The following is a 12244-nucleotide window of genomic DNA, read 5'->3' on the forward strand; positions in this document are numbered from 1 at the left end:
TGTATAAGAGACAGACCTAAGGTTATGGTGCCAACAACAATATTGTCAGAATCAAGCGCCCTAGTGGCCGCTTGTTTAAAAATTTCAGAAAAGCATTCCATTTTGCCAATTTCATCAAGAATTATAATATGATTTTCAATTGGTTGTATCGCAGGGACAGCAATTGTTTCAATATTGTGGATGTCCACACCATAGCGGCGTATTCTATACGGCGAAGCAATGTCCTGATGCGCCAAATAGCCCACTTTGCCATCAAGCGTATGCATAATAAACCCAACGCGCCTTCCCTCTACTCGCTCCTCTTGTGTATAAAAACCGCATTTTGGATTAGATAGCATTGCAACAACTTTTTTAATTACAGTGGTCTTACCTGATGAGGGAGCACCGGTTAAAAATATATTTTTTTTCATATGATGTATTTCAAGAACACTAATACTAAAATAACTACATTATCACTCTTATGCACAGTGACATGCACATCATTATTCATTTGACAGAAAAACAAGTGTTAACACAGGATATGATATTGTTATAGTAGATATCCAAAAATACCACGTCAAGAATTTTTAATTCTTACAACATTGCATATGGTAATAATGCATTTTAGTTTTTTTGATATTTATAGCGGTGTTTATAGATTGTAACTGCTATCGATAGAAGCAGAGAGTGCTGATGGATTAAACACCCAAAACTAATGATAAAATTAAAGAGTATACTATTTTAATAAGGAGGACATCATGTTAGAACGCTATGAATTTACAAAGGACTCATTTATAAAAAAAATTGATGGTAACATTTTACTCTATTCAAACCCTGATGATGAGGAAATAAACACCATTACGCTTTCGTATGGTATAGATATACATTCACTGTATTCAGCTCTGGATACTGAAGAATTATCCCGTTTTGAAATTGAAAAAGATTATATGGTACTGATATGGAAAATACCAACATCCATGATTATCAATGAGCTTGCATCACTTAATGTTATCACTATTGGTTTTTTCATAAAAGACAGCACAATTTTAATCATCACTCCTGAAAAGCTTTCATATTTACACGAAAAAGTTTATAAACAAATGGAATCCATTTTTGATGTGTTGTTTCACTTCCAGCGACATACAATTAAGCATTTTACCGAACATTTGAAAATTATCAAAATGATTTCACAGGAAATACAGAACAAGATTAACAAATCAATTGAAACCAAACACCTTTTACAAATGTTTAACTTGAGCGAAAAGTTAATATACTACCTGCATGCAATAGACAGCAATATAACTACACTGATAAAATTAAAGTCATATCTTAATACTCAAACACAAAAGATTGATATTGACTTCTTAAATGATATTATTATCGACCATAGACAGGCAAAAAAGCAGGCTGAAATATACACAGAAATTTTTGCCGGTCTTATGGATGCTCGTGCAAGCATTGTAAACAACAACATGAATGTTTTAATAAAAAATCTAACAAAGATAAATGTTATTTTTTTGCCACTCAATTTGATAGCAGGAATCTTTGGCATGTCAGAATATTCAATGATAACGCAGGGTATACCATGGCATGTTTCATACAGTATGTTTGCAATTGCAATTGCTTGCATAAGTCTGCTATTAAGTATTATCGTAAATAAATATGATGAGCGATGGAGAAAATAACCAACAGTTAAGTGCTATAATAATATTTATGATAATTTCAGGCAAAGAGTATACATTTCATTTTGCACCAATGGCGGAAATTTCTACACCAGCACTCCGCAAAGTAATCAAACAATGGTGTCCCAATGTAGTGTTATACTCAGAGATGCTTGCAAGTGGTGCAATCAATGCAAAAGCACCGCATAATGAGCCTCTTATTACACGGTATCAGTGGGACAGCCCTTTTTTCTACCAGCTTGTTGGCAATAATCCTAATGTGATGGCTCAAGCAGCTTTGATTTTACAGGACTACGGCTGCGATGGCATTAACATAAATATGGCCTGCTCTGCCCCGCACATTGTTAAAGGTGGTGGTGCTAAACTTCTTTGTGAAGCCACTCTTGCAAAAGAAATTATTAAAGCATGCAGAAAGGTTGTAAAAGGTTTGCTTACTGTTAAGATACGCGCAGGTTTTTATGATATTGACATTCCTTATATAACACAGTTTATATACATGCTTCAGGAAGAAGGTATTGATGCAGTCATCATTCACCCACGTGCCGCAAAATGGGGGTATACCCGTAGTGCACAATGGAATGTTATTGAGGCGATAGTTACTGATGTAAAAATCCCAGTAATTGGCAACGGCGATATTGTTGAACCACAGCAAGCACTCGCACGTTTACAGCGCACCCGATGTGATGGGATCATGATTGGACGAGCGGCGGTACAAAAACCATGGATATTTGCTCAGTGTGATGCGTTGTTTGGGCAAAAGCCGCTGTCGCTATCGCTTAATATTGAAGAAATATGGATTGAAGTGCTACAAAATATTCAAAAAATGCTCCCAAAAAGGCTTCATAAAAGCAGGGCACATCGTTTTTGCGCATACTACCATAAAAATATTAGATTTGGACACCAACTTTTTTCTTCAATACGACAGCACGCAGATATTAATAGCATGATAGCATTGATTAAAGACTATTTCATTAGAAATGAGGATGAAAGAATGAAAGTATTGTGATGTTTATTTATTCTTTAGTTCCTCTAATTGGGCTTTTGTTAATTTAGTTATCTTCATAACTGTTTTATCATCCATTCCGCTTTTCAATAAATTACGTGCAATAGCAATTCTTTCCTCTTGTTTCCCTATTAACCTGCCTTGTTTAATTCCTTTTTGAATTCCTTTTTGAATTCCTTTTTGAATTCCTTTTTGAATTCCTTTATTCAATCCTTCTTTGAAGTTATTTTCTTTAATCTTTTTTAAAGTATGTGCTAACATTGAACTAGCCTCCTGTGGTGTTCTGATAATATTTTTTTCAATATGACCATCTATTTCAATAATTCCACGAGTACGTAAATAATGTAAAAACCAAAGCAATAACGATCGTATGAGAAAAAACTGGCCTTTTTTATGATAAATATGAACTAAATCTTTAATCCTGTCAATAGTTTTATTAAATGTTTCTTCATCTCCAGTTTCTAATAAAAATACTGTTGCTATTACATTCATCATCTTTTCCAGTTGCTTTTGATCTATTTCGTTTTCAATAATGGGATAATATCTAAACGAAGGTACATATGGTGTACATTCACGCAATGCAAAAGGAATATCGATCAAATCTTCAAGTGTTAAAGGTGCTGTCCACCTTTTTTCTCCATTGTATAATAAAATTGGGAATACTATGGGCAATCTTTTAACTTTTTGTCCATATATTAATTCTCTGTATAGCTCAATAATATATTGTAACATACGGAAAGCTATAAATTTATCAACAGTTGATTGAAATTCTATGAGCACATAAAGATAAATGTCATTATCTTTAAAACGCAATTTATAAATTACATCTGCTTCATATTTTTTATAGTGATCATTCACATACGTTTTATTGATAGATTCTGCATGTGTAAAATCAATCTCCTTAATCCAATCCATATTCACAAATGATTCCAACAATTCCTTTACCATAAATGGGTTAGAAAACAAATACTTATAACCTTTATCATGTATATTTTCACTCATCGTTACCTCACTGTTTTTGTATTAGACTTTATATATAAAAACGCTGCAGCATAAAAAAAATTAAATTAGGGTTAATATTTTTTTTAGATTTTCACATTTTTTTACTATTTTTTGTTTTAGCAGCATCATTATAATGATTAATCAAATGGTATAAGTATGAGTTATCCTTCGTACATAGCATTGTACCAAAATGGGCAGTTGTACCAACGAATTAAAACACTGCAAACCATAGTCACGGATTGCACACTCTGTCCTCATGAGTGTAAGGTTGACAGACGCCGTGTAACCGGTAAATGCCGTACTGGAATAAAAGCAATAGTAGCCTCTTACCACGCTCATTTTGGCGAAGAATCATGCCTTGTGGGGAAATTTGGCTCTGGAACCATCTTTTTTGCTAATTGCAATTTATCCTGCATTTTCTGCCAAAACTGGGATATATCACAGGTGTCAAATGGGCATGAGGTAGATGCCGAAGAATTAGCAGATCTAATGATTAGGCTGCAGCAGAAAGGTTGCCATAATATAAATTTTGTAAGCCCAACACACGTCGTTAGTGCAATTGTTGAAGCATTACCTCTTGCAATTGAACAGGGCTTACATATTCCCTTAGTTTACAATTCAGGTGGTTATGATTCAGTTGAAACACTGAAGCTTTTAGATGGGATTTTTGATATTTATATGCCCGACTTTAAATATATGGATGCAACTGTAGCAAAAGAACTGAGTGGCACAAAGGATTATCCCACTAAAGCTATCGCCGCAATTAAAGAAATGCATCGGCAAGTAGGGGATCTTATTATTGAAAAGGGCATTGCAAAACGAGGTCTTCTGGTGCGCCACTTAGTTATGCCTGAAAATATAGTACGAAGTGATTTAGTATTCAAACAACTTGCAACGCTCTCACCTCACACATATGTCAACATTATGGCGCAATACCGGCCTGAATACCGTGCTCATACACATAAAAGTTTAGGCAGGCGAATAACCGTGCAGGAATATGATCAGGCTATTGCATGGGCTAAAGAAGCAGGATTATACAGATTTGATAGATAACTATAATTTAATTGACCTTTAATTTGTTTGCCTATATACTATATAATACTATGATAAAACCAACTTCACAACTTATACATCTATTTGACATTGTGAATGATGCAATTATCATATATGATAAAAATAAAAATGTAGTTGTATTTAATAATGAAAAAGCTGAAAAGCTGCTACAAAAAAACGGCCACAAAGCATTCTTTGAAAATGAAAAGATCAAATCTATACTCACTTCAATACAAAATGATACAACCGTAAAAGAACACCTACATCTTTCTGTAAATAAAAAAGTATATCATTATAAGATTAATGCGTTAGCCATTTCAGACGATGATACATCTCTTGTTGCATTTGTAATTACAGATACAACACGTCTATATAAACTTCATAAAGAGCAACAACAACTCATTGCTCAAATACGCAAAAACTACTTTGACCGATTTGAATCATTAAAACAGTTGGCTGACTCAATAGCCCATGAAGTACGCAACCCCCTTGTATCAATTGGCGGGTATGCACACTTTTTGATCCGCAAATGCGAAGAAGGAATAGACCATAACGAAGCAAAGAAATTTTTAAGCTATATTGTTGAAAATGCTGAACGCCTTAATTACTTAACGCAGCAGATTGAAGAAATGGGTGACCTTAAACGGGTGCAATTATCTGTATATGATATTACAAAATTTTTACATGAACAACAGTCAACACTTGAAGCAGCAGCACAGCAATTCAACAAAAAATTGCAAATGGTGCTTGAATCACACAGCCAATATCATATGTACATTGACTATGATCGATTGCGCTTTGCCCTTACACGGATTGTTGAATTTATAGCACAACACTCCAGGGAAAAAATAATTGAAATGCGCTGTCATGATAGTACCTATGAATTCATAATTACATTTTCATTTACAACAGAGATACTATCCGAAGAAGACCTGCCGTATATTTTTGATCCCTTTTATACTACACGCTCAAATGTTGAAACATTTAATCTATGTATTGCACAACGCATTATCATGCTTCATGGCGGAATTATAACACCAGAATTAAAGAAAAATACAATACTATTCAGGATAGCTCTTCCTCAGGACAAACGCTTAACCTAACACAATTCTTAAAGATTCATCAATAGCTTTTACGGTTGTATCAATATCATTTTTAGAATGCGACAGTGACAAAAATCCAACCTCATATCCTGATGGTGAAAGATATACCCCACGCTCAAGCATAGCCCTATGAAACTGCGCAAATTGCTGCATGTTACATTCTTTTACCTGCTCAACAGTTGTAATCTTGCTTTCTTGTGTAAAATACAAAGCAAATATTGAAGCATACCGCACAAACAAAAGTTTTCCTCTATACTGCGATACAACCGCTTTCATTTGCTCCTCAAAATAGTTCCCCAGCTCTTCTAACTTTTGATATGCTAGCGGCATTAACTTTTGCAGCGTTGCAATGCCAGCAGCAACAGCAATAGGGTTGCCCGAAAGCGTTCCTGCCTGATACACAGGGCCATCCGGTGCAACATTAGCCATAATCTCGGCTTTTCCACCATACGCACCCACTGGCAATCCCCCACCAATTATTTTGCCAAGTGTTGTAATATCAGCTTGCACACCAAAGCGCTCCTGAGCACCACCACGGGCAAGCCTAAACCCCGTTATGACCTCATCAAAGATTAAAAGCACTTTATGTTTTGTGCAAAGCTCTCGTACTTTTTTAAGGTAATCATCCTGGGGGAGGATGAGTCCGTAGTTACAGCATACAGGCTCCATTATGCAACAGGCAATATCATCATTGTGCGATAGTACCTGTTGTAATGCATCTATGTCATTATATTTGACCACTATCGTGTCTTTGGCAGCATCCTTAGTAACACCAGCTGAATCTGGCATACCAAAAGTGGCAAGACCTGAGCCTGCCGCAACAAGCAGGTAATCAGCATGCCCGTGGTAGCACCCATCAAATTTAATTATCTTGTTTTTGCCTGTAAATCCTCGAGCAAGCCTGATTGCGCTCATGGTTGCTTCAGTACCTGAGTTAACAAAGCGAACTTTTTCTATAGACGGAAAAGCCTCTTTCACCAACTCTGCAATGCGTATCTCCCCTTCATGTGGTGCTCCAAAGCTGGTTCCGTTTTCAGTAACCTGCTGTATGGCTTTTACCACGTCGTTATCCGCATGGCCCAAAATAAGTGGCCCCCACGACATACAGTAATCAATGAAATCGTTGCCATCTTCATCAATGATATGGCTGCCTTTACCTAATTTAAAATACAGTGGATGTCCGCCTACCGAACGGAAAGCCCTCACAGGTGAATTAACCCCACCAGGCATGAGGGTACAGGCTTTTGCATACAATTCCTTTGATCGCGACGTGTTGAGTGCCATACAACCCCCTAATCAAACCACTTATTTTTAATAATGTCAACCGTATGATATGAAATGACCATATCTGCACCTGCCCTGAAAATTGCAGTCATGATTTCACGAACAAGGCGTACTTCATCGCCAAACCCAAGTGTGGCAGCAGCTTTTACCATTGAGTATTCCCCGCTTACGTTGTATGCACAAACTGGCACATCAACCGATTGCTTTACAAGCGCAATAATATCTAAATATGCCAGTGCTGGCTTTACCATGACAATGTCAGCACCTTCTTCAATGTCTAGCATTACTTCTTTCAACGCTTCGCGTGCATTTCTAAAATCCATCTGGTAACTTCGCCTATCACCAAACTGAGGAGCACTACCTGCTGCGTCTCTGAACGGCCCATAAAACGCTGATGCATACTTAGCTGCATACGAAAGAACCGGAGTGTTGGCAAAGCCTGCTTCATCAAGCGCTTCACGAATTGCACCAACCCGCCCATCCATCATATCAGAGGGCGCTACTACATCAGCACCAGCCTGTGCATGCGTAACAGCAGTTTTTGCCAAAAGCTCAAGCGTGCTGTCGTTGTCTATTCTGCCATCAACTACCATGCCGCAATGTCCGTGACTGGTATACTCACACAAACAAACATCAGTGATAATGAGCACATTGCCAAAATGCTTTTTTATCTGTCTGCAGGCTTTCTGTACAATTCCGTTATCATCATAGGCGCCACTTGCTTTTTCATCTTTACCATACGGTATGCCAAAAAGAATAATTGACTGTACACCCAGTTTTACATCTTTTTCTAGTTGTTTTAACAGATTGTCTATAGAAAGGCGGTTTATGCCAGGCATAGATTCAATGGGCTGATCAATATGTGTACCCTCAATGACAAAGTAGGGCATTATAAGCTTTTTATAATCAAGTACTGTTTCGGCACTTAAGTTTCGTATAACTTCATTTTGGCGAATGCGCCGCGGCCTGTAATATGGATTCATTGTTAACTCCTCGATTTACTTCAATGTCCAGTAACAGCGTTTTGGCGAAATAATTAAGCCCTCTTTTTTAAGCTTTTCCATTATTTTATCTACTTCCTTTTTGTCAATGCCTGTCATTTTGGCAATTGCAGTAGCATTCAATGGCTCTTTTGATTTTTTAAATGCATCAATAACTTTCTGTGTGTTGTCCATAATAAACTCTCCTTGTACTATAATGGTAATTTCATACAAACTACCCTTCTTTTCTTCTTACATCTAATTCTACTTTTAATACAAATTAAAAAAATGTAAAGCTTTTATCAATATAGTAAAAACTTTTAAGTACATTAAAAACAAATGACTTTCACACACTTACAAAAAAACTATTTCTAATTTTTAATATACTCCACAATTGCCTTAACCAATCCTTCGATAGTATACTCCTTTGCAACAACATGCACCGTTAATCCCTGCTTTACACACTCATCTGCAGTGATTGGGCCTATACAAGCAATTGTGGCATCTGTCTTCCCAGCTATCTCCACAAAATTTCGCACTGTTGATGAGCTTGCAAATGTAACAATATCAGCACTTTGTACCTGTTCCAGCAGTGAAGAATTTACTTCAGGCTTTACAGCATCATAGATATGTACCCTATCTACAACAGCTCCTGCGTCCTGCAATCCATGCGTTAACGCTGGTCGCGCCTTCGCCGAGCATGGTACTAGAATTTTTTTACCTGCAACATCCACACCTCTGAATGCATCAACAAGGCTTTCGGCTACATATTCCTGTGGCATAAGATCAGCTTTTATGGCATACCGTTGCAGGGCATCACGCGTTGCTGGACCTATGGCTGCAACTCTGCATTGCAGCGCTCTTGCATCAAATCCCAAAGCAAAAATTTCTTCAAAGAAAATATCTACCGCATTCTGTGAGGTAAATACTATCCAGTCATACTTTTGTATATTCTTTATAGCATCATGTAATGGCGATAGCTCCTGTAATTTTTCTATTGCAATTGTAGGAAATTCCAGCACATCAGCTCCTAACTCATACAACCGTTTAGAAAGCACACTTGCCTGCTGGCGCGTACGCGTCACCACAATCTTTTTGCCAAACAGTGGTAGGTTGTCATACCAGCGCAATGTGTGTCGTAACCCCACCACCCTGCCTATACATATAATTGCTGGGGGCGTTAATCCCGCCTGTTTAACTTCATCTGCTATTGTTTCCAGGGTACCGGTTGCCACTTTTTGTTGTGGCATTGTTCCCCACGTAACTACCGCAATAGGCGTGTGAGGTGGGAAATTTTTTTCCTGAATTAGGCGAGCACATATAGCATCCAGGTTCTTCATGCCCATAAGGAATGCATAGGTTTTTTGTGGGCTGTACTCAGGCAGTGTGATATCTTCGGTACCATCAGCTCGCCTGTGCCCTGTGATGACCTCAAAGCTAGCTGCATAATCACGGTGAGTAATGGGGATGCCGGCATAGGCCAATGCCGAGTAAAAGGACGATATACCAGGAACTATCGCAAACGCTATCCCTGCTGCTACAAGTTCTTCTGCCTCTTCACCACCCCTTCCAAAGATAAAGGGATCACCGCCTTTAAGGCGCACCACTACTTTTCCCTCTTTAGCCTTCTGTATAATAAGCGCATTGATTTCTTCCTGGGACAATGTATGCTGGCTGCCCTGCTTGCCTACATAGATGAGTTCTGCGTGTGTATTTTGCAAAAGTTTTGGATTTGCAAGATAATCATAGATAATGCAATCAGCACTGGCAATACATTCCATACCCTTAACGGATATAAGGCCGGGATCACCGGGGCCTGCTCCCACTAAATATACAAACCCATTATTTTTCATATAAGTTTTTCTGCTCCCTGTTGTATCATAAAATGCGCCAACCTATCACCAGCACAAAGGGGATCTGTATCCTCCACTGTGTGCCGCAGGCATCGCATTCCATCTACAGAAAGTATAGCGCCTGTGAGTATTACTCTTTCATCGATGCAATGTGCAAATGCTCCTAACGGCACATGACAGCCAGCTCCAAAAGCTTTTAAAAACTGTCGCTCGGCCATAACAGCTTTTGCTGTTGCCTCATCGTGAAGATGTGCAACAGCTTCTAGAGCAATTTTGTCATCTGAACGCACCTGTATGGCAAGCGCCCCTTGCCCCGGTGAAGGTAAAAAATAGCTAAATGGCAATGTCATGGTATAAAAGCTTTTCAGGTCAACAGATAGTCGCTTGAGCCCTGCTTTTGCAAGTATTATTGCATCAAACCTGCCCTCCTTGCATCGTTTGATGCGCGTGGGCACATTGCCTCTTAGCGGCAATACTTCAACTGATGGAATTATGCGTTTGAGCTGTGCAACTCTACGTAGTGAGCTTGTGCCAACTTTTGAATTTTCTTTAAGCGGAAACCAGTGATTTGCTCTATACGCCTCAGGGCGCACAATAATGACATCTGAAGGGTCTTCGCGTTTTGTGACTGCTGCAATTGTCAGCCCCTCCACCATATCGGTTGGCAGGTCCTTCATTGAATGCACGGCTATGTCGATAGCTCCTGAAAGAAGTGCATCCTCAAGCTCCTTTGTGAAAAAACCTTTGCCTTCAATTTTATCAAATGATACATTCTGTATGCGGTCACCCTTTGTTTTAATAGTTATTATTGTATGCTCTTGTCGCAGTTGCGCAGCAACAAAGTTAGCCTGCCACAGTGCCAGTGCACTTCCTCGTGTTCCGATTTTTATCATATTCACTTGTGTATCATATTGTAGTTTTATTTCAAAAAAACAAAAAATGCGTTAGCTTTATAGTATGGTGAATTCAGTGTAGATTGTGTCAAATAAAAATTAAAATCCTAGCAACCACTTCCATAAAGGAATCATTGTTATATTTTTGCCTTTAAATTCTTCTTTGCCTTCAGTATCCCACGTAATAATTAATAGATCATCACAATCCAAATCATTAGCAGCAGCATATAAAGACTTAAACTCTCGCTCACGAGTATTGATAGTCCCAAGATCATAACAGACCTGTATTAACTGTTGCACGGTTTTCCCTTTTTTTATCACAAAATCCACTTCTTTATTGTTATAATTTTTCCAGTAGTAAATTTCCATTGTAGAGTCAAAATAGTATTTTCTACGTTTTAATTCAATAGCAACCGCATTTTCTAGTAATGACCCTTTGTTTTCCGTTACATCAAATCCAACAATCTGTTTCATCCCAGTATCAATGCAGTATATTTTTTTGGGTGCTAATATCCTCTCTTTTAATTTATAGGAAAATCGCTCCAAAATAAATATTAAGAACGAATTTTCAAGAAGCCATACCCATCTACGAGCTGTATTAATATCTTTGATAGCATAAATATTTTTAAGGCGGTTAAAACTGAATTCCTGAGATGAATTGGATACAAGGTACTGGCTTAATTCTTTTAACAACATACTCTTTTTTATTTTATTACGTTTCAATATATCTTTTTCGATGATGTCTGCATAAATACGCAAAACCATTTCCCTTCCAAGTTGATAAACCTCAGGAAACCCTCCCTCTTTCAAATATTCACTTAAATGGTTTTTTATTAATCCAATTTTTTGTGTAGAATATATATCATCTCCAGCAAGCACCATGTTATGATAAAGAAGATATTCTTTGAAACTAAAAGGCATTAACTGAAAATCAACATACCTGCCCGTAAGATGCGTGGAAAGCTCTCCCGACAATAAATTTGAATTTGAGCCTGTTATTATTACTTTTTTTGTTCTCCTGAGCCTGTTGACAAATAGTTCCCAACCTTGAATATTCTGCAATTCATCCAGTACAATATACTCAAATTCACCATATAACTCATAGAACACCTCAAGCAGCAAATCAAAATCATCCGCATTAAAATGCAAAAGCCTTTCATCATCAAAATTTATATATGCAGAAGGTTCATTAGTACTAGCTACCTGCCAACTTAATACCGATTTGCCACAACGTCTGATACCTGTAATAGCTAATATATTAGGCACTTGTAAATATGACTGTAATTTTGGGAAATCGATAGCTCTTGGGATAATATTCCCTTTATCGAATTTTTCTTGTATTTCTTCTCTCTGAGATATGATTATGCGTTTTAAAATTGTAGATTTCACATTTTTTAAACCATAAAGATTTT

General features: G+C 37.5%; 12 protein-coding genes. 4 read left to right on the forward strand and 8 right to left on the reverse strand.

What is annotated here, in order from left to right; translation table 11 throughout:
• On the reverse strand, window positions 1–410 hold a 410-nt coding region (locus tag N3F66_12535), incomplete at its 3' end, for a nucleoside-triphosphatase (protein ID MCX8124971.1).
• Between the two features lie 327 nt (window positions 411–737).
• On the opposite strand from N3F66_12535, the gene N3F66_12540 reads away from it, so the two are divergent.
• Window positions 738–1664 (forward strand): magnesium transporter CorA family protein, encoded by a 927-nt coding sequence (locus tag N3F66_12540; protein MCX8124972.1) that lies wholly within the window; start codon window positions 738–740, stop codon window positions 1662–1664.
• On the forward strand, window positions 1642–2667 hold the full coding sequence (locus tag N3F66_12545; protein MCX8124973.1) for a tRNA-dihydrouridine synthase family protein: 1026 nt from the start codon (window positions 1642–1644) through the stop codon (window positions 2665–2667). Before N3F66_12540 ends, N3F66_12545 begins: the two co-directional genes overlap by 23 nt.
• Window positions 2668–2670: 3 nt before the next feature.
• Here the strand turns inward: N3F66_12545 and N3F66_12550 are convergent, their stop codons facing one another.
• Window positions 2671–3666, reverse strand: coding sequence for an Rpn family recombination-promoting nuclease/putative transposase (locus tag N3F66_12550; GenBank protein ID MCX8124974.1), 996 nt, complete (start codon window positions 3664–3666; stop codon window positions 2671–2673).
• Between the two features lie 156 nt (window positions 3667–3822).
• Between N3F66_12550 and N3F66_12555 the strand changes: the two genes are divergently transcribed.
• The gene (locus N3F66_12555; protein ID MCX8124975.1) at window positions 3823–4719 is read left to right on the forward strand and encodes a radical SAM protein; all 897 of its coding nucleotides are present in this window, start codon (window positions 3823–3825) and stop codon (window positions 4717–4719) included.
• A gap of 50 nt (window positions 4720–4769) precedes the next feature.
• Window positions 4770–5822, forward strand: coding sequence for a hypothetical protein (locus N3F66_12560; protein MCX8124976.1), 1053 nt, complete (start codon window positions 4770–4772; stop codon window positions 5820–5822).
• Here N3F66_12560 and hemL read toward each other — a convergent pair.
• The 6 genes from hemL to N3F66_12590 all read right to left on the reverse strand — a co-directional run bounded on the left by hemL (window position 5814) and on the right by N3F66_12590 (window position 12221).
• On the reverse strand, window positions 5814–7106 hold the full coding sequence (hemL, locus tag N3F66_12565; protein MCX8124977.1) for a glutamate-1-semialdehyde 2,1-aminomutase: 1293 nt from the start codon (window positions 7104–7106) through the stop codon (window positions 5814–5816). The two genes, N3F66_12560 and hemL, sit on opposite strands and share 9 nt — an antisense overlap.
• An 8-nt stretch (window positions 7107–7114) precedes the next feature.
• The gene (hemB, locus tag N3F66_12570; protein MCX8124978.1) at window positions 7115–8089 is read right to left on the reverse strand and encodes a porphobilinogen synthase; all 975 of its coding nucleotides are present in this window, start codon (window positions 8087–8089) and stop codon (window positions 7115–7117) included.
• 15 nt (window positions 8090–8104) lie between these two features.
• Window positions 8105–8281 (reverse strand): Rrf2 family transcriptional regulator, encoded by a 177-nt coding sequence (locus tag N3F66_12575; protein ID MCX8124979.1) that lies wholly within the window; start codon window positions 8279–8281, stop codon window positions 8105–8107.
• Between the two features lie 176 nt (window positions 8282–8457).
• On the reverse strand, window positions 8458–9939 hold the full coding sequence (gene cobA, locus N3F66_12580) for a uroporphyrinogen-III C-methyltransferase (GenBank protein ID MCX8124980.1): 1482 nt from the start codon (window positions 9937–9939) through the stop codon (window positions 8458–8460).
• A complete protein-coding gene (gene hemC, locus N3F66_12585; protein ID MCX8124981.1) occupies window positions 9936–10832 on the reverse strand; it encodes a hydroxymethylbilane synthase in 897 nt (298 codons plus the stop codon). Before hemC ends, cobA begins: the two co-directional genes overlap by 4 nt.
• 99 nt (window positions 10833–10931) lie before the next feature.
• The gene (locus tag N3F66_12590; GenBank protein ID MCX8124982.1) at window positions 10932–12221 is read right to left on the reverse strand and encodes an ATP-binding protein; all 1290 of its coding nucleotides are present in this window, start codon (window positions 12219–12221) and stop codon (window positions 10932–10934) included.
• Between the last annotated feature and the right edge of the window lie 23 nt (window positions 12222–12244).

It is taken from the genome of Spirochaetota bacterium (genome assembly GCA_026414805.1).
Taxonomy (GTDB): domain Bacteria; phylum Spirochaetota; class UBA4802; order UBA4802; family UB4802; genus UBA4802.